The sequence below is a fragment of the Thermosyntropha tengcongensis genome (assembly GCF_055381335.1).
The window spans coordinates 91,756-110,869 of record NZ_AP042437.1 but is presented as its reverse complement, the minus strand read 5'-3'; the positions used below and the strand labels follow the sequence as shown (position 1 = coordinate 110,869).

The window sequence follows — 19,114 nt, the reverse complement described above, 5'->3', positions numbered from 1 at the left end:
AACAAAATACACTGCTTACTTCCTTTTTATGCCCAGAATATCCTCAACTTCTTTATCCAATTCTTCGGGGAAATATACTCTCTTTAAAGGTACTGATTTATTCCTTACCGCATTGACTATCTCAGAAACTCCCGACAATTCATGGGCTTTCCCGTTTTTATCAAATAAAAATATCTGCTCATTAACTTCACTATCATTCACCTCATCATCTTTTCTTTCTGAATAAATATAATTATCCCTATAAAATTCAGTTGATGATTCGTCCGTAACAACCAAAAACTTAAATTCTTCTCCCTTCTCGGCCGCCTTTGCTTTTAATTTTTGTATTTTTTCAAAAAATTTTTCATAACTTTTAATTTCGCTCGTATTAATATCTAAGCTTTTAAGCAAGCATCTATTCAAGAGACGAAGGCAAAGATTTTTCAAAACCTCATCTTGACTGCTTCTGGCCCATCTTGAAAAACAGTACCACAGCATATAATCATCTATTTCCAGGTATTCATCAACCGTAATCGCATTCGGCTTCAGCAATAGTTTGGCTAATGCAGGAGGAATTTCCAGCTTCTTTCGCGAACCTTCTGATAAAGATTTTACCCTTTCTAGAATTTTACGCACAATAACTTCCGCGCTTCTTGTGGCTTTATGGTAGTAAACATTCTGGTACATATAATACCTGGCCATTATAAAATCTTCTGCAATACTCAAGCCTTTTTTCAAATCAAGTCCTATTTCCAGTCTTCCATTTACTTTTCCCAAAACCATAACATTCAAAAGCCATTCCATATCAAACTTGCCATAACCAGCCCCTGTCATAATCGAATCACGCAATATATAATCTATCCTGTCGGCATCCAGCTGGCTTGACAAAAGCTTTACAATTGCCATCCCTGTGTCTCTTTCATTTTCATAAAACTTTTTTATTACACGCACTACCTTATCCGGAAAAGCAGAGTCATACTCTTTTAAAGTTTTATTTACACCTGTACTATCATCAGCAATTATTTTCATAGTCCATATTTCATGTTTAACACCGGTTATACTCTCCAGCACATGGGAAAAAGGCCCATGGCCTGCATCATGCAGGAGGGCTGCACATAAAGCCAGCAAATAATCTTCTTCAGAAAACTTTGTAATAATCCCGGTTTCATCTTTTTCCTGCAAAATTTTTATAATTCTTTTAACAGTATATGCTACTCCCAAAGAATGCACAAAACGCGAATGTTCTGCTCCAGGATAGGTCATAAAACTGAAACCAAGCTGTCTTATCCGCCTCATCCTCTGCATTTCCGGGGTATCCAGAAGCTGCAAAACTATATTTTCCTTTGCCTCATCAAATACAATCAAATTATGTACCGGATCACGAAAAGATTTAAACAAAAATCTCCCCTCCCATCAGCAAGAAAGATTTTAATTTTATAAAATTATACATATACATCCAATAAATAACAATATCTTTTTTTCTCTAATTAAAAGACTTCCTTTTACATTTTTTCACTTCATTCTATTTTTCCAGTTTTAACCCCACTATCCGGGGGCATAACCACTAAACAATATCTTTTTCTTTTTCAATATAGTGCAGATAACCCAGCATGAACACCATACAAGTTAATCCCGGCTTTGATAATCAAAAAATTAAATTATGCAAAACTTTTACAACAAACCTAACTAAAAAAGCCATCCCTTATCTTCTCCAGCCTTACCCCTGCCATTTTCCTTTCCCCTCCTCATTACGCAATTTAATTCCTTTTTATTCTAGCACAAACCTCACAATAATAGAACATTTGTTCGTGAAATGGAGGAAAAATCCTTTTTCCGTCTTTTTCCTTTTTCATCCCCACCCGCTAGAATAAAGCCATAGGGAGCGCGCTCTTCTAAAAAAGTAAAAAAGGAGGTGAAGCTGGTGCCCCAGGCAGTCCCTGTCCAGAACGACCTGGTCCTCGTCATGGAAAACGGAACTTCCGCATCCGGCAGGACCTTGACCAAAAAGCTTACCTACAAAAACCTGAAGCTTACTGCCAGCGACAGCGACATCTACGCCGTGGCCCAGGGGATTGTAGCCCTGCAGGAAAAGAACAACCTGGCCGTCTACAGGGTAAGCACGGTGGAAATAACCGAATAAGAAGGCTTTTATCCCTTAAATCCCATATCAAGGAGGTGAAAGGATGGCTGTAGAAAGGACACTGGTCATGGAATTCAAGACGGAAGGGGAAAAAACCCAGCGCATAAGGGTGAGCGGAGCCAGGGAAGACCTTACCCCTGCCCAGGTAAACAGCGTAATGGACAGCATCGTAACTAAAAACATATTTTTAACCAGCAGCGGGGATATAACTGATAAAGCGTCCGCCTACCTCATCGCCCGCGAAGTGACCGAAATCCCTTTAAGCTAGGCCTCATGCCGGCAGGAAACCCTGCCGGCTCTTTTTAAAAGCGCAAGCAGAAGCGCAGTAAAAATGCCGCTTGTAAAATACGCCAAAAAACCGGCAGCGGCTTTATTTCATGAAGATAGCCAGTCAAGGGAATAAAAGGCAGGCCCGCAAAGCAGGCTTTATACAAAATCAGGGTTTTCTGCCATCAAGCCGGCACAAACCCCTTTAACCCTTAAAAACCGGCTCAAGCCGGCAAAAACCTTTCTAAAAGCGCAGGGCTTAGCCTTAAGCACCCGGTTTAGCTGCAGATTCCCTTAGCGGAAAGGAGGCTTTAATATTATGGAAGAGCTTTTAAACCTCATCGGCAATGCCGGCTTTCCCATTGCGGTAGCCGTATATCTCCTGGTAAGGATTGAAAACAAGCTGAACTCCCTTACCCTGGCCATCATCCAGCTCAGGGAAGCCATCATCCTCCTTCGCCCCCACGGTGACACTTCCTGCGGCCCCTGAAAAGGGGGCCGCAGGCTTTCTTCATCCTTGGGCCTTTGCTTTTGTCCCTCTCCAACCCGCTATATTATTTTACGCCAAGCGCCTTCCTTACAACCTCCACCACCCGCGCCTGCTCATCTTCAGTAAGGCTGGATCCGGAGGGGAGGCAGACGCCTTTTTCAAAAAGCTCGTCGGAAACGCTTACTCCCTCTTCTTCCGTAAAATACATGCAGTCCCTGAAAAGCGGCTGCCGGTGCATAGGCTTCCACACCGGACGGGATTCGATATTCTCCTTCTCCAGTTCCTCTATCAAATCCAGGGGAGATACCTTAATACTCTCCCCATCCAGAAGTATCACCGTAAGCCAGCGGTTCGCGCGCCCGCAGGGAGCTTCCGGCATAAAGCCTATCCCCTCTATATCTCCCAGCAAGGCCCTATACCTTTCAAAAACCTGCCTCCTCTTCTCCACCCGGTCTTCTATAACCCTGAGCTGGCCCCTTCCTATCCCGGCCAGGATATTGCTCATGCGGTAGTTGTAGCCCATTTCGCTGTGCTGGTACCACACCGCCCTGTCCCTGGCCTGGGTAGCCCAGAACCTGGCCCTGGCAAGAGCCTCCTCATCATCAGAAAGGAGCATCCCTCCCCCGGAGGTGGTTATAATCTTGTTCCCGTTAAACGAATATACCCCAAAATCCCCCAGGCTTCCGCATTTTCTCCCTTTGTAAAGCGCTCCCATGGCTTCTGCCGCGTCCTCCACCACCGGCACCCCGTATTCGCAACATACCTCCCGGATGCGGTCCATGTCCGCACTCTGCCCGTAGAGGTCGACAGCCACCACCGCTTTCGGAATGCGCCCCTTCTTTTCCGCCCATTTAAAAGCCTTCTTCAAAGCCTCCGGGGACATATTCCAGCTTTCCCGCTCTGAATCTATGAATACCGGGGTTCCCCCCTGGTACAGGACCGGATTCACGCTGGCTATGAAGGTAAGGGTGGAGCAGAAAACCGTATCTCCCCTTTCCACCCCCAGAAGCCGCAGGGCCAGGTGGATAGCGGCCGTCCCCGAGCTCAAGGCTACCGCCCCCTTAACCCCGGCATATTCCGCAACTTCCCTTTCAAAAGCATCCACATGGGGGCCCAGAGGGGCTACCCAGTTGGACGCAAAAGCCTCCTTTATATACTCCTCCTCATACCCGCTCAGATGGGGAGGGGAGAGGTAGATGCGCGGTTTTTCCTTCATAATCAAACCCCTCATTCCGCAGACAGATTTTTGATAACCCTGGCCGGCACGCCGACGGCTACCACCTTATCCGGAATGTCATGCACCACGGCAGCCCCGCCTCCGATTATGCTCCAGCTGCCAATCCTTTTCCTGTTTATAACACATGCATTAAGCCCCAGGTAGGTGCCTTCCCCTATCCAGACATCACCAGCCACATTTACCCCCGGCATGAGGCTTACAAAATCCTGCAGAACCGTGTCATGTCCTATAAAGCAGCGGGGATTCACGACGCAAAAATCTCCCAGCACCACATTGGTGGTTATAACGCTTCCGGCACATATGACAGAACCTTCGCCAATCCTTACATAATCGGACATCATGGCTGAAGGGTGGATAAGGGTGGCAAACGAAAAGCCTCTCCCTTTTAGCTCAGAGGCCAGCCTCTTTCTTATCCCGGCATCGGCAATCGCCAGCGCCAGGTACGGCTTTTCCCTCATCCCGTACAAATCCTCTGTCTTTCCTATTATCGGATACCCTTCCGGAGTGCATCCTTCCTTGCTGTCATCGATAAAGCCGATAAAATCCCATTCTTCCCCTCTGCGGTTCAAATCCTCAACCAGCCAGGCAACTTCCCGCCCAAAGCCCCCAGCCCCTATAATTGCCAAAGGTTTCTTCTCCATATCCTGCCCCTTCCTTTACCCTTCTTCTGCCGCTGCTGCCTCTTTTTTGGCTTCCATTCCCATAAACTCCGGCATGGTGGCACAGCCGCCCGCATTTATCCCTTCCCGTTTTGCCACCTTAACCAGGGTTAAAAAAAGTATCTTCACATCCAGCCATAAAGACCAGTTGTCGACATACCAGACATCAAGACTGAACTTTTCCTCCCAGGTAAGCAGATTGCGCCCGTTAACCTGCGCCCAGCCGGTTATCCCCGGCTTTACCTCATGCCTGCGCGCCTGTTCCGGGGTATAGCGCGCAAGGTACTGCATGAGAAGCGGCCTGGGCCCCACCATGCTCATGTCCCCTTTTAACACATTAAAAAGCTCCGGCAGCTCATCCAGGCTGGTGCTCCTCAAAAAAGCCCCCAGCCTGGTAAGCCTTTTCTCGTCAGGGAGAAGGTTTCCCTCTTCATCCCTTTCCTCAGTCATGGTGCGAAACTTGTACATCATAAAAGGCTTCCCCTTAAGCCCCGGCCTTGCCTGGGCAAAAATCACCGGCCTTCCCATGCTGAGATACACCATAAGGGCAACAAGCAGAAAAAACGGGGATAACAGTACAATAAGGCAGGAAGAGATTAAGATGTCAAAAAGCCTTTTTATGAAAAATTTCATAAGCTATACATACCCCTCCGGATTGTTCTTCTGCCAGTTCCAGGCATCCCGGCACATATCCTCAAGAGTCTTCTCCGCCTTAAACCCCAGCTCCCGGCAGGCTTTCCCTGTATCCGCATAGCATACCGCTATATCCCCAGGCCTGCGCCCGGTTATTGCATAAGGAATTTTCACCCCGTTCACCTTCTCAAAAGTCTTAATAACCTCCAGCACGCTGTATCCCCTGCCGGTTCCCAGGTTATACACGCTGAGTCCCGTTTCCTTAAGCACTTTTTCCAGAGCCAGGAGGTGCCCCCTTACCAGGTCAACCACATGGATATAGTCCCTTATCCCCGTACCATCCGGGGTAGGGTAATCGCCGCCGAAAACATTGAGCTTCTCCCGCTTTCCCACCGCCACCTGGGTAATGTAAGGCATGAGATTGTTGGGTATCCCATTAGGGTCTTCCCCTATCCTGCCGCTTTCGTGCGCCCCCACCGGGTTAAAATAGCGAAGCAGGCTTATGCTCCACTCCCTATCAGAATTATAAACATCCTTAAGGATTTCTTCTATAATAAGCTTGGTCCTGCCGTAAGGGTTTACCGCCCTAAGGGGAAAATCCTCGGTTATCGGCACCACCTCCGGATTTCCGTAAACGGTGGCCGAAGAGCTGAAAACCATCTTCTTTACCCCGCATTCCTGCATAACCTGGCAGAGTACAACTGTTCCCCCTACATTGTTGCTGTAGTAGGCAAGGGGATTAACAACCGACTCCCCTACCGCCTTAAGTCCGGCAAAATGCACCACTGCCTCTATATCATTTTCGGCAAAAACTCTCCTTAAGCCTTCCCGGTCCCTTATATCGGTTTCATAAAATTTAAAGCCCTTCCCTGTTATCTCCCTTATCCTTCCCAGCACTGCCGGCTTGCTGTTTGCAAAATTGTCCACCACCACAATGTCAAAGCCTGCCTCAAGAAATTCCACACAGGCATGGCTCCCAATATAGCCGGCCCCGCCGGTCACCAGAATCTGCATATCCTTTCCTCCCTTATACCGCCCCATCAGGATAAATAGCCTTTAAACCGCGCCTTCACCGTATCTATAATGATTTCTGCCTCCCTTATCCTCATAAAATATATTATAACCCCGTAAACCACAGCCCCCGATATAACAGCCAAAATAAGCGCCTTGTTCATTCCTGCCCCAGCCAGCAGGACCCGGTAAACCAGCCAGGCTGAAACCCCCATAACCGCTGAAGCCAGAACTATTCTGGCAAAAGTCACCAGTATGTTCATAACCCCAAAAGGCCCTATCTTCCTGCGCAGGCTTGCAAACATAAGAAAAGCGGCAAGGAGCATAGATATGCTGGTGGCCAGAGCCAGCCCCCCAATCCCCAGGAAACGGGATAGAACAAGGTTAAGTATAATATTGGCTATCAGGGCTATCACCGCGTTAGCCATCGGGGTCCTGGTATCCTGCAGGGCATAAAAAGTCTTCGATAAAATCTCATTAAAAGCAATGCCCAGCATGCCTGCAGCATAAAAAAACAAAGCCGATGAAGTAAGTTCAGCTGCCTTTATGTCAAAAGCCCCCCGGGCAAACAAAAAATTTACTATCGGAACCGCAAAAATCATGGTTCCTGCGGTAATCGGCACCACAATAAGGCTCACCGCATTTACCGCTTCCGCCAGCGATTTTTTCAATCCTTCCATATTATTATCTGCCGCCATCCTGGAGATAAAAGGGTACATCACCGTAGAAAGCGATATCACAAATATATCCTGAATAAAGCCGTTAAGCCTACTGGCATAATTAAGAGCCGATATCCCTCCTACTGCTATCCCGGAAGCCAGGGTCCGGTCAACCAGGGTGTTAATCTGGCTCACCGATGTCCCCAGTATAACCGGCAAAGCCAGGTATACCACCTTTCTTACATTCTCATCATGCCTGTCCAGCACCGGCTCGTAGCGGTAGCCCTTCTTCCAGGCAAAAGGCAGTACAAAAAAAAACTGCGCGGCAATGGCCAAAACCAGCCCCAGCGGCAGAAAAATATAATTTATCCTCACACTCACTATTACAGAAGCTATCAATATTATGTTATAAGGAAAGCCTATCAGGGCAGGGGATATAAAATCATCCCTTATCTGCAGATAGCTGCGCAATATATAGGTAAGCCCCATAAAAAACACCGCTGCTATGCTGATGCGGGTAAAAAAAACCGCCAGACGCAGCGTCTCCCCGGCAAACCCGGAAGCAAAAGCCCTGACTATTGGTTCGGCAAAAACCAGGCACACTGCAGCTATAAGGATACAAAAAAGAAGCAGGAAATTAATAATGTTATTGGAAAATCTTAGAGCCTGCTCTTTCCCTCTTTCCTTCTGAATCTGCGTATAAAGCGGGATATAGCTGGTAGCCAGGGCTGTAGCCAAAAAAGCAAATATAACTGTCGGAATAGTGGACGAGATCAGATAAGCATCGCTTATCCCCGAAGCCCCGTAAAAATAGGCCAGGACAATTTCGCGGAGGAAGCCAAAAGCTTTTGACAAAACCGATACCAGCATTAATAAAAAAATAATCCTTTTCATATAGTACACCTTAAAAATTTAAAATATTAGAACACTATAAGACCCATTCAATATCCTCTTTTATTATTTTAGCTGGAACCCCCCCACCAAACATTTTGGTGGAATATCATCAATTACAACTGCACCACTTGCAATTACTGCCCCATCTCCTACAGTTACCCCTTTTAAAATAGTCGCTCTACTTCCTATCCAAACATTATTTCCTATAATTACTGGACTTGTTTCTACATTTTTCTGCCCATCAACTATAATATTGTGAAAATCACTATCTAATATTTGTACATCCCAAGAAATAGCACAATTATTGCCTATCTCCACTTTCTGCCTGGCTATGATTTTAGTATTGTGCTGAATAAAAGAATTATCCCCCAAGTTTACTTCAGCATTAGGCCCCACAATTATTCTAGCTCCCGGATACATAGTAAAATTATTTACATTAAGTCTCCCATTATAACCCAATTGAACAATACATCCTTCATATCTTATTTGCCCAACTTCTCCTGCCCTTGTAAAAGCAAACCCTAAATTAAATCTTTTCTTAACATTTATTTTGCTTTTTTTAGAACATTTAATTACAGATTTCCACGTTGATATTACAGGCAAACTTCCTCTTATAAGCTGATTTTTCCCATACTTAACTGAATAAAAAAACTTTTTAATATTGTTCCCGGATAAAATAAAGCCCATTTGATTTTCCTTAATAAACCATACACCATAATAACTACTCACCTGCATAAACATTATTTCAGATCAGCAAATTCAAAAACATCCTTATCCAAAAATAAATCCGTTTTTATTTTAGTAGTAGATATCTCCGGAGTTCTCGGCAAATATATGACTTTGCAATAACTTTCCAAAAAATCAAATTTTCCCTTCCAATCATCTCCCATGACAAAAATATCTATCTTGTATTTCTTTATATCCTCTATTTTCTGTTCCCATGTTTCCTCAGGTATTACTAAATCTACATATCTTATAGATTCCAAAAGCAATTTTCTTTCTTCATAAGAAAAATAAGATTTTTTCCCCTTAACTCTATTAAATTCATCGGTGGATAATCCTACAATCAAATAATCTCCCAAGCTTTTAGCCCTTCTAAGCAAATTAATATGTCCATAATGTAATAAATCATATGTACCATAGGTTATGACTCTTATCATAAAGCCACTCCTTATTCGTCAAAATATAATAAAAAAATAGTCATTTCTCTATAATATTTTTTATTCTTTCAACCACTTTTTCAGAAGCATAACCGTTTTCACAAATATTTAGTCGTTCCATAAACTTATCTAAATTTTTTAAATAAATTTCCTCATTAAAATTTCTAATATTATAAAACAATTCTTGGTTATTTTCCGCTAAAGGATACGGTAGATTTGCTATATCGAAATAAAAATCTCTATCTTGTTTATACATTTCTATATCAGAAGCATATAAAAAGACGGGCCGTCTTAACAGGGAAAATTCAAACATTATACTAGAATAATCAGTAATTAAAATATCACTAGATAATAGTAGTTCATACAAATCATCATAATCTGTTACATCAATTATTTTATTATTATCATAATTACCAGCAATCTTTAAAGTGAACGGCATATTCGGATGTAGACGCATAAAAATATACCATTTGCTATTATACTTGCTTTCTAAAACTCTTAATAATTCAATAAAATCTATATCATAGCAATCTATATTAAAATCTTTTCTGAAAGTAGGTGCATAAATTAAAATTTTGGCTTCTTGTTCTATATTAAAATATTTTTTAATATTTCTTGTTATTGAGTAGTTTTTGTTTACCAAAACATCTACTCTTGGTGACCCACACTCTAAAACTTCTCCATTGTACAAAAAAGCTCTTCGATACATATCAGTACAAAACTTACTGTTTGATATAAACAAATTAGCCATTTTTGAATCTTTTTTGGCAAATCTTATGTAATTTTTTGAAAGTTTGTCTTTTACATCCATTTCAATCCTTTTTAAAGCAATTCCGCCATGCCAAGTCTGTATATAAAATTGTCTTTTGCGTTTGGGAGGATAAAATGTTTTTCGGCAATTGTCTATCCATATTTTGGCAGTTGCTAGTTCATATAATCCTCTTATCGAATTATATTTCACCACTCTTACATGTTTTGGGAACTCTTTCTTCCCTATTAAATCTTTACGCAATAACCATACTATATCGTATTTAAGATTCTGTCTTACTATTTCTTCTACAATGTACTTAGCATTATCTCCATAACCTTTGCCATAATAATTACAAATAACTATTTTATTGTTTTTTAATGGCAAAATATTAAAAAACATTCCTATAATTTTATCCTTCTTATCTAAAAATAATAAATATAAACTATAAACAGCATAAATAATTCTATAAAGACAAGGATAATTACTTAAATATTGTTTTATTTTGAACTTCATAAATACCCCTCTTTTATATTTGTAGACAGCTTTGTGACAGTCATGAAGCGTTAAATTAGTGCCTTGGCCCCTTATTTATGTAAAAATCTATCTAAATATAATGTCCTTTAAAAATCGCATAAAATCAGGCTCTGGGAAAATAAGTTTATTAAGCAACAGATAACAAAATATTTTTATCCCTGTTAAGCTCATAATAATCAGCAGGAGTATGGTATTTCAAGCTTTTATGTATTTTCCGGTATTATAATACTCTATTATACTGGCTTATAATTTCATAAGCTTACCTGAAATTTAAAAATTCACTACAGGCATAGCTCTCTTCTTCCAAAATAGAATGAAATGCTTCTATATGAGCATTCATATTAGGAGTTCTTACAGGTATTATATCATGAGTCAGCTTTAGTTCCTGACATGTTTTTTCAAAGCTTGCTGCCATAAAAAATGCGTCCCACTATCGTTCCTTATTACTGGCAAATTTCTTTCCAACAATAAACTTCTCTTAGCCAGGCCATTTTCAAGCAAACGGATGATATCACTAATTAAAAATGTCCCATATTATCTTTTAACTAAATTTAACAATTTTTCTTCTACTCCTGATTTTTTTATTATATTTTCCCACAAAAACTCCTGGGGATTAAAACCATTAACTGCAAAATTAAATTTTTCCAATTCTCTTATGCTTAACTCAAAATTATGTTCTTTTATTTTATAAAAAGAACATTCATATTTAATTTCAAAATCTCTAACCCATTTGTAATCCGTAGTTATAACTTTTAAACCCAAAGCCAAATATTCAAGTAACTTAGTAGAAGTCTGGAGATTGTAAGGATATCTATCGGGTATAAAATTAATCCCGTAAATTGCTTTTGAAGCTATTTCAGGCACCTCAAGATAAGCAACCTTGCCAGTGAACATAATATCTTTATATTTTTTATACTTCTTATAAATTTCATCATCTACATTGCCAATCAATAAAATCTTTCCAATTGGATTTCTGGAAAACTTTTCCAATAATTTATCAATGCCCCGTTCCCTGCTTACAACCCCAATATAGACAAATTCATACTCTTTATCTACAATACCAATTTTATAATTCAAAAATCTTTCATCTATCCCCATATCCCTATAACAATAGTCTATACCATCAGCAAATTTGAAGCCATTTTTTACATTTTCATTTAAAAAAACCCTTAAGTCAGGTTTTGGATTAAACTTTGCTTTAATAAAATTCTTTAATTTAGGCATGCTGCCTGTAGAAAGAGAAGCATATTCATGAACAATTATCTTTTTTTTATTTTTCTCTCCTCCAAATCCCTTAAACTCCCATATAACGTCAAAATCATTTATGTCATAATCATTTTTCAATTTTGAAGAATCATAGGCATTAAAAATTTCGGTATTGTTAAAATATTTAATATAAGCATCTATTTCGGGTAAAAATGCTTTGTCGGTTCTTTTGAAAAGAATTTTCATCATAATTAAATCTTACTCCCAATAAATAATAATATTTATAAAATTTATAAATATAAGGATAGTTATAACAAATACCCAAAAATATAGTAAATAATAATGATAAAAATCCTATTCCTCCTAAGCTAATAACTATTGAATTGGAATTGATTAAAAGCAAAACTACACAACTAACAATTCTTTTCTCTAATCCAAATTTCACTCCCCTATAAACAGAAAAAATTATAATTAATAAATAAACTATAAAAGATAAAATTCCATGCGTCAAAATGTAATCCAAATATAAATTATGAGAACTACTATTAACTAATCCCTCCATATTTAATAATCTCGCTATATCATAGCCATACCCCCAAAAAGGCTCTTGCATTATCAACTTGAATGATGCTCGCCATAAATATTCCCTACCACTTAAAAGATTATGAAGCCTAAAAAACCCTATATCAATTAGATAGTCAACAAAAATATAAAGTGTTAAAATTAAAAAAACTAAATAAATAAATTTTAAAAAGTCAAATTTTCGCTTATAAAAAAACACAAAAACCAAAGTTAAGCATAAACTAATTAAAGCCCCCCTACTACCTGAAAGAATTAAAGCAATTAAGCATATTGTAGCTATAACAATATTTATTAATTTTTTTCTTAACGAAACTAAAAATCCTATCGCACATATAGTTCCAAAATAATTTGGATCAAAAAATATAGAAGCTATTCTAGAATATTCCACTGGTATATAACCCCAAAAATTTCCTCTGACTTTTATTAAAATAGCAATAATAGCAGAAAAACTTATTAAAAACATAATAAACTCTATTTTTTTATATATTTTATTAAAAAATATTATAGGCACAAATAGATAAAACACATAAAAAACAACTATGACAGATATTGTCCTAAAAAATCCCTCATATGTTATAATCCCATATTTTATTGATGTAAAAAAAGCTGATATCAATAGTAATATAGATAAAATATGTACTAATAAATTAGCTTTAAAAACTTTCACCAAAACCCACATAACACTTTTATTTGATATATTTATTAAAAACAAACAACTTCCAATCAGCATTATAAAAATCAAAATATATTCATATGCATTTTTATAAATATTAATCTCATATGCCAAAAAGCTAAGCAAAATAATTATAAGTATAAATATTTCATTTAAATTAACTCTATTTACTAACATGTACTAAAAACACCTTCTTAATCAAAATTATTAGCTAAATAAATTATCAAATTAATTCTATTACTCCAAACTTACAAACAAAAACTTTTTCTTTTTTGCTCCGCAACCTATTTTAATTTATTATTATAAAAATTACTTATTATAAATATTTTTCATATTTTTACTTATAACTTCCAAAGAATACTTATTAATAATCCTCAAATTTTCTTCTCTAAATTTTTTTTGCATTTCAACACTTGAATAAATTCTTTCTATCGCCTCCGCCATCCCCTTCACATCATCTATCCCCACCACAAAACCATTTTTCCCGTTTTTAACCAAATCCCTGTTGCCGCGGCAGTCTGTAACTACCAAAGGAAGCCCTGTTGCCATAGCTTCCATGACATTTACGGGCAAGCCTTCCCTGCGCGAAGCGGAAACTGCTACATCAGCAGTTTTAAGCAATTCAGGGATATCATTTCTATGCCCCAGGAAAAATACATGATTTCCCAAGCCCAGTTTTTTAACTCTTGCTTTATAGGTCTCTTTTTTTTCTCCATCCCCTGCCAGCAAAAGCTTTATTTCCGGTATGCTTTCCTTAAGCTTGGCAACTGCATCGATGATTAAATCCTGATGTTTGTTATTATTCAGTTCCCCCACACATATTAGTATAAAATCCTCCTCCCCAAACCCGTACTCCCTGCGCAGTTTTCGCTTAAGCTCTTCTGTCTGGGGAGTGAATCTGTCAAGGTCGATTCCTACTCCATCAACTTTTTCTATCCTGCCCGCCCTGAATTTTTTTCGCACTGCCAGGCTATAATCTTCATCATTTATGGTAATAAGGCAGTCGGTATATCTTGCCAGCCATTTTTCCACTGGATAGTAAAGGAGCCAGTTTTTTAAAGGGGTACCTTTGTAAAAATGAAAGCCATGGGCAGTATATATAACCCTGGTTCCCCTTTTTCTGGCACTTCTTGCCGCCAATCTGGTTAGAACTCCCCCTACCGGGGTATGGCAGTGGATTATGCGGTAGCTGTTTTCATCAATTATTTTTTTCAGCATCCTGCAGGCTTTTATGTTGCCAATACTCCAGGGAGAGCGGGAAAAAGGGACATTAAATTTTTTGTCTGAATAAGGTATTTCTCTACCTCCAAGGCTGGCCACATGCACCTCAAAGCCCTGTTCTTTGAACCATTTAAGGTAAGGCACATGGAAATGCAGAATATGGCTGTCAACGGTAGCTGTAAAAAGGACTTTATCCATTTTCTTCCTCCATAATTTTTTCTACTCCCTCCCCGCCGCCGCTTCCTCCCCGGCAAGCCCCGGTTTGAACTCCGGCAGCATGACCCGTATAATCTCCCGCACATCGGCATTGTCAAGGAAGATGTTTTTGTTCATGAGCTTTTCGATAGTCTCCAGCACAGGATAGGAGGTATCGTCGGTGCAGACGAATATCCTCTCATGCCGGGTGGCTGACATCCTCTCCCGGTCTGTGAAAAGCTCCTCGTGCAGTTTTTCGCCGGGACGGGGCCCGGTAATCTTTATCTCTATATCTTCACCCGGTTCATAGCCCATGAGTTTTATCATGTCATGAGCGAGGTCAATTATCCTAACCGGCTCTCCCATGTCCAGAACGAAGATTTCGCCTCCCCTGGCCATGGCCCCGGCCTGGATTACCAGCTGTACCGCTTCGGGTATGGTCATGAAGTAGCGGGTCATTTCGGGATGAGTTACGGTAACCGGCCCGCCGTTTTCTATCTGTTTTTTGAAGATAGGCACCACGCTTCCCCGGCTGCCCAGCACATTGCCGAAGCGCACCGCCGCAAAGGAGGTTGCGCTTTTTTCGTTCATCTCTTTTATGATAAGCTCGGCTATCCTCTTGGTGGCCCCCATTACATTGGAGGGGTTTACCGCCTTGTCGGTGGATATGAGGATAAAGGTTTCCGCCTTGTGCCGGCTGGCCGCTTCTGCCATGTTGTAGGTGCCGAATATGTTGTTTTTCAGGGCTTCTACCGGGTGCTTCTCCATCATCGGCACATGCTTGTAGGCTGCGGCATGGAAAACGACCCCGGGCTGCCAGTTTCTGAATACGGCAAATACCCGCTCCCTGTCTTTTATGTCCGCAAGCTCGGTTACAATGTTAAGTTCCGGGAAGTTTTGACGCAGTTCATTTTCAATCTCAAACAGGTTGTTTTCCGCATAGTCAAGGAGTATCAGCCTTTCCGGGGAATAGAGGCTTATCTGACGGCACAGCTCGGAGCCGATAGAGCCCCCTGCACCGCTTACAAGGACGGTTTTCCCCTTGAGATAGGCAGCGATTTCATCCAGGTTGAGCCTTACCGGCTCCCGCTTCAAAAGGTCGTCAAGCTCTATCTCTTTTATGCGGTACCTTCCGCCCAATATGCCCCCTGCCCCCTGGAATATGCGCACCCTGGCCCCGGTATCCCTGCATATTTCATGGATCTCCCTTATCGTTCTTCCCCCGGCGGAGGGCATGGCAATTATTATCTCATCTATGGAGTATTTTTTCACTATCCGGGGGATGCTCTCCCGGGTTCCCAGCACCGGGATACCATGCAGGATGAGCTTCTGCTTCAAGGGGTTATCGTCGATAAACCCGGCTGGTTCCAGGTTGAGGGATTTGTTGTTTAAGATTTCCCTGGCTACCATGGCCCCGGCATCCCCGGCCCCGATGATGAGGACCCGCTTCGGGGAAGCCAGCCTTTCTTTAAGGATTACATCCCTCAGCACCCGCCAGATAAGGCGGGAGGCCCCTATAAAAGCTGCCGTGAAAAACCAGGATAGTATGTAGACACTGCGCGGCAGGGTGGGGAAGTTCAGGGTATATATCATTACGACCATTATCCCGGCCCCTGCCGTGGCTGCTTTTAGAAGGCTGTAGAGCTCGCCCAGGCTCGCATACTGCCACATGCGGTGGTAGATTTTACCCAGGTAAAAACAGATTATATTAACCAGTATGTAGTAGGGGAGAAGGTAGTAAAAGGCATTCATGTACTGAAGGGGTATGTCCCCTTCAAAGCGCAGCAGAAGGGATATGACAAGCGCCAGGCTCATCAATATCCCGTCTATAGTCATCAAGGTTATTATTCTTGCGGTGCTGTTCAATTCTTTTCGCCTGCCTTAAGGTTTTCTCTTTATGAGTTCTTCATACCTCTTGTACATTTCCGGGTTTGCCGCCTTAATCTGCCCGGCCAGGGCCTCTGCTTCCTCCCTGCTTCCGGTCCTGTAGAGGGAGGCGGCGTAGTATACATAAGGTTCCAGCACTTCTGGCGGAGTACCTTTTTGCAAAACAGGATAAAGCCTTATATAGTCAATATAGTATACGGTTCCTTTTCCTATGCTGCCGGTTCCGATATAAAGGTACCTGCTGTCATAACCCGGCTCAATCTTGAGGCCCTGTTTGGCTGCCTGCCAGCCTGTCCAGTTATTTTCCGGGGTATAACGGTAAAAAGCAAAGCTGGTATTTTTAGAGCCGGATTTTCCGCTTATGCTTCCCCAGATACCCAGATAAGGCTCAGTGTCCCCATCGGGATTGGGGACATACTTTTCAACCCGATAGCGGACTTCCAGGATATATTCAGCATTTTCATATACAGGTATTGCGGAAGCCAGATGAAGGACATTGGGCCAACCGCCCAGGTCTTGCTTCGCTTCTATTCTCAGCGCATAGCCGTCAAGGGATCCTTCTTTTTTTACTGCCTTAAGTTTCCATTTCTCATCCTCATGGCCGGTTAATCTGAAATCAGTGTCACTAAACTCGGTTTGCAGCAGGTTAGTGGCAAAAGGTTTAAGTATTTCTTCCGCTTTTTTATATTCTCCCTTTATAAAGCAGGCTTTGGCCACTTCAACAAGCGACTGTCCCTTAAGGTTAAATCTAGGGCCGTCCCAGTAGCCCCGCCTGGTATTTACCTCCTGCTTTTTGGCAAGATAGAGGTCATAGGTGTCTATCATTTCTTCCACCAGTTTCCTGGCTTTCTCCTGATCGCCGTTTTTCTGGTAAAGCTCCATTCCTGCAGCCAGGACTTTTATATTTGTTTCATATACATTTACATCCAGCGGGTTTACTTTTAAGAGTGCTTCTGCCTGCTCCTTTATTATGTCAAAATCTTGGGTCAAACCAGCTGTATTTAAAAGCAATTCCCTTATTTTCGGGTCATACGGCTTAAGCCGCGCTGCCTTTCTTATCATATCCACTGTCTGGTTTAAAGCCTGTCCGGCAAGCGGATGGTTCGCTTCTTTCAGGGCCAGATAGCGCAGGGCATAGGCATAAGCTAGGTCAGTCTTGTATTCAGCACTTAGTGAATTCAAGGCTTCCGCCTTCTCGTAATATTTTAAGGCTTCCTGGTAATATGCGTTTTGTTCTTTTTTGTCAGCAGCTTTGGCCATCTCTCTCAGGTTTTGCGAACCCTGGGCGGCATATTTGAAAGCCGCATAATAGCTGCTGCCGCATACAACAAGCAGCAGAGCTGCCAGACTGGCCAGGGAAATTTGCAATACTCCCCATTTATTTTCTATTTTAAAGTTAAACACAATTTTCTCTTCTGCCTGTGCACTTATAAGGGCAAAAAGGGTCCACAGGATTATGGATAAAGCCCCCAGGGAAAGGTCAAAGTCAATCAGCGCATGCAACCCCAGAGCAGCTGCTGTACTCAAGATTCCCCACAGAACTATCCTTTCCCTCTTTTCCAATCTGCCCTTTAAAATCCGGCAGGAGGCAATAAGAAGCAGAATCCACATGGAGACAAAAGCTAATATGCCGATAGTACCCGCTTCTACCCACACCTGCATGAAGTGGTTGTGCACTTCGGTAGTCCAGATAAGATAGTCCTGGTACTGGTGGTAAAGGGCGTTCCATCCTCCCGCACCGGTACCGTTTACCGGATAATCCTTTACGATTTCCCATGCCCAGCGGTAAAAGTCAGCCCTAGATGTATAACTGTTATCGCTGAAATCTGTAAATCTTTGTATTTCGCAGGCTAAGTTTTCATTTAAGGCTATTTCGCCGGCTATTTTATCCCCGAATAGTGTCCCTCCTGCCCCTCCAGCTAGGATAACAACTGCCAGAGCCAGGATAAGAGCTTTTTTGGTTCCTATTTTATTTTTGACAAAGACAAGGGCTTCCAAAACCAGATAACCGGCCAGTGTAAACAGAAGCCCGGGATAAAGATAGCTGAAGCCTGAAGCTTTGGAAGCTGTAAAAACGGCAAACTGGTTGTAGCTTATGAAAGAGGCAGCAAAAGCAAGGATAAATATAAAAGCAATTTTAAGCTTGGCTGTCAAGCCGGGAACTCCTATAAAGAGCACAGCTACTCCTATCAGGAATATGAGCCAGGCCCCCTTGGAATAGGTGGCCAGGACTACAAATACCATCAAAAAAATGGATAAGGTATATATAAGCCTCTTAAGCCGGTTTTCCGCCAGCAAAAACAATGCCAGGCCTATTACAGTTGTGGTAGCCAGATAAGCTGCTGTAGCATTGGCATACTGCAGGGTGGAATTTATGCTTCTACCGTCAAAAGCCCCGGGATAACCCGAATAGCCGGAAGCAGCCAGTATGCCGATAAGGGCCACCGCTGTTCCGGCCGCAAACATTACCTTTAGAACCAGTTCCTGTTCTTTAAGGCTCTTTACTATATAGATAACTGCCAGGTAGATTACCAGATAGTTTAAAGCCCTTAAAAATCCATAAAAGGCTTCTCCGGGATGTACTGCCCCTATCATGGCTATCAGGTAGGCCAAAGCATAAGCCAGTACCGCCAAATCCAGGGGGTTTTTAAGCAAAAGATAGTCTTTTTCCCTGATTTTAAGAATAATAACCAGGGTTAAAAGAATCCCGCTGAACAGATGGTAGAGGAACATCTCTTCCTTGAAAAAAAGCCCCCGGAAAAAGGGTGGATAAAAGATGAGGACAAGCAGAAATACAAATGCAGCAAGGCTTATATACTTCTGCCAGTCAGTTTTATGGATTGATTCCGTCTTCTTTGCTTTTTTCGCTGCAGTTTCCTTCTTCTTTGCCATTTTCCTCTCCCCCGGGCCACAGAAAAGGTTCCTGTGGCTCTTTT

General features: G+C 41.7%; 18 protein-coding genes. 3 read left to right on the top strand and 15 right to left on the bottom strand.

The window, feature by feature from the left end:
- Positions 1 to 15: 15 nt before the first annotated feature.
- Entirely contained in the window at positions 16 to 1,377 is a 1,362-nt protein-coding gene (locus ACZ42E_RS00570) for an HD domain-containing protein (RefSeq protein ID WP_464892531.1), read from the bottom strand.
- 523 nt (positions 1,378 to 1,900) lie between these two features.
- Between ACZ42E_RS00570 and ACZ42E_RS00565 the strand changes: the two genes are divergently transcribed.
- The 3 genes from ACZ42E_RS00565 (at position 1,901) to ACZ42E_RS00555 (ending at position 2,876) form a co-directional block, all read left to right on the top strand.
- Positions 1,901 to 2,119, top strand: a complete 219-nt coding sequence (locus ACZ42E_RS00565) for a DUF1659 domain-containing protein (protein WP_464892530.1) — start codon at positions 1,901 to 1,903, stop codon at positions 2,117 to 2,119.
- Between the two features lie 43 nt (positions 2,120 to 2,162).
- Positions 2,163 to 2,387 (top strand): DUF2922 domain-containing protein, encoded by a 225-nt coding sequence (locus ACZ42E_RS00560; protein ID WP_464892529.1) that lies wholly within the window; start codon positions 2,163 to 2,165, stop codon positions 2,385 to 2,387.
- A gap of 318 nt (positions 2,388 to 2,705) precedes the next feature.
- The gene (locus ACZ42E_RS00555) at positions 2,706 to 2,876 is read left to right on the top strand and encodes a YvrJ family protein (RefSeq protein ID WP_464892528.1); all 171 of its coding nucleotides are present in this window, start codon (positions 2,706 to 2,708) and stop codon (positions 2,874 to 2,876) included.
- 64 nt (positions 2,877 to 2,940) lie between these two features.
- Here the strand turns inward: ACZ42E_RS00555 and ACZ42E_RS00550 are convergent, their stop codons facing one another.
- The 14 genes from ACZ42E_RS00550 to ACZ42E_RS00485 form a co-directional block, all read right to left on the bottom strand.
- Positions 2,941 to 4,092 (bottom strand): DegT/DnrJ/EryC1/StrS family aminotransferase, encoded by a 1,152-nt coding sequence (locus ACZ42E_RS00550; protein WP_464892527.1) that lies wholly within the window; start codon positions 4,090 to 4,092, stop codon positions 2,941 to 2,943.
- An 11-nt stretch (positions 4,093 to 4,103) separates the two neighbouring features.
- On the bottom strand, positions 4,104 to 4,754 hold the full coding sequence (locus ACZ42E_RS00545; protein WP_464892526.1) for an acetyltransferase: 651 nt from the start codon (positions 4,752 to 4,754) through the stop codon (positions 4,104 to 4,106).
- 15 nt (positions 4,755 to 4,769) lie between these two features.
- Positions 4,770 to 5,405 (bottom strand): sugar transferase, encoded by a 636-nt coding sequence (locus ACZ42E_RS00540; protein ID WP_464892525.1) that lies wholly within the window; start codon positions 5,403 to 5,405, stop codon positions 4,770 to 4,772.
- A 3-nt stretch (positions 5,406 to 5,408) separates the two neighbouring features.
- Complete coding sequence (gene galE, locus ACZ42E_RS00535; RefSeq protein WP_464892524.1) at positions 5,409 to 6,419, bottom strand: UDP-glucose 4-epimerase GalE; 1,011 nt, start codon at positions 6,417 to 6,419, stop codon at positions 5,409 to 5,411.
- 26 nt (positions 6,420 to 6,445) lie between these two features.
- Entirely contained in the window at positions 6,446 to 7,969 is a 1,524-nt protein-coding gene (gene murJ, locus ACZ42E_RS00530; protein WP_464892523.1) for a murein biosynthesis integral membrane protein MurJ, read from the bottom strand.
- A 63-nt stretch (positions 7,970 to 8,032) separates the two neighbouring features.
- Positions 8,033 to 8,704: an acyltransferase gene (locus tag ACZ42E_RS00525; RefSeq protein ID WP_464892522.1), complete on the bottom strand. Its 672-nt coding sequence runs from the start codon at positions 8,702 to 8,704 to the stop codon at positions 8,033 to 8,035.
- 5 nt (positions 8,705 to 8,709) lie between these two features.
- Positions 8,710 to 9,129, bottom strand: a complete 420-nt coding sequence (gene tagD / locus ACZ42E_RS00520; RefSeq protein ID WP_464892521.1) for a glycerol-3-phosphate cytidylyltransferase — start codon at positions 9,127 to 9,129, stop codon at positions 8,710 to 8,712.
- A 40-nt stretch (positions 9,130 to 9,169) separates the two neighbouring features.
- Positions 9,170 to 10,393, bottom strand: coding sequence for a CDP-glycerol glycerophosphotransferase family protein (locus ACZ42E_RS00515; RefSeq protein WP_464892520.1), 1,224 nt, complete (start codon positions 10,391 to 10,393; stop codon positions 9,170 to 9,172).
- Between the two features lie 280 nt (positions 10,394 to 10,673).
- Positions 10,674 to 10,829 (bottom strand): hypothetical protein, encoded by a 156-nt coding sequence (locus ACZ42E_RS00510; protein ID WP_464892519.1) that lies wholly within the window; start codon positions 10,827 to 10,829, stop codon positions 10,674 to 10,676.
- Positions 10,830 to 10,948: 119 nt separating this feature from the next.
- Positions 10,949 to 11,869, bottom strand: coding sequence for a glycosyltransferase (locus ACZ42E_RS00505; RefSeq protein ID WP_464892518.1), 921 nt, complete (start codon positions 11,867 to 11,869; stop codon positions 10,949 to 10,951).
- Positions 11,805 to 13,052, bottom strand: coding sequence for an O-antigen ligase family protein (locus ACZ42E_RS00500; RefSeq protein WP_464892517.1), 1,248 nt, complete (start codon positions 13,050 to 13,052; stop codon positions 11,805 to 11,807). Before ACZ42E_RS00500 ends, ACZ42E_RS00505 begins: the two co-directional genes overlap by 65 nt.
- 132 nt (positions 13,053 to 13,184) lie before the next feature.
- A complete protein-coding gene (locus ACZ42E_RS00495; protein ID WP_464892516.1) occupies positions 13,185 to 14,294 on the bottom strand; it encodes a glycosyltransferase family 4 protein in 1,110 nt (369 codons plus the stop codon).
- Positions 14,295 to 14,315: 21 nt separating this feature from the next.
- On the bottom strand, positions 14,316 to 16,157 hold the full coding sequence (locus ACZ42E_RS00490; protein ID WP_464892515.1) for a polysaccharide biosynthesis protein: 1,842 nt from the start codon (positions 16,155 to 16,157) through the stop codon (positions 14,316 to 14,318).
- A gap of 15 nt (positions 16,158 to 16,172) precedes the next feature.
- Positions 16,173 to 19,070, bottom strand: a complete 2,898-nt coding sequence (locus ACZ42E_RS00485) for an O-antigen ligase family protein (protein WP_464892514.1) — start codon at positions 19,068 to 19,070, stop codon at positions 16,173 to 16,175.
- Positions 19,071 to 19,114: the final 44 nt, after the last annotated feature.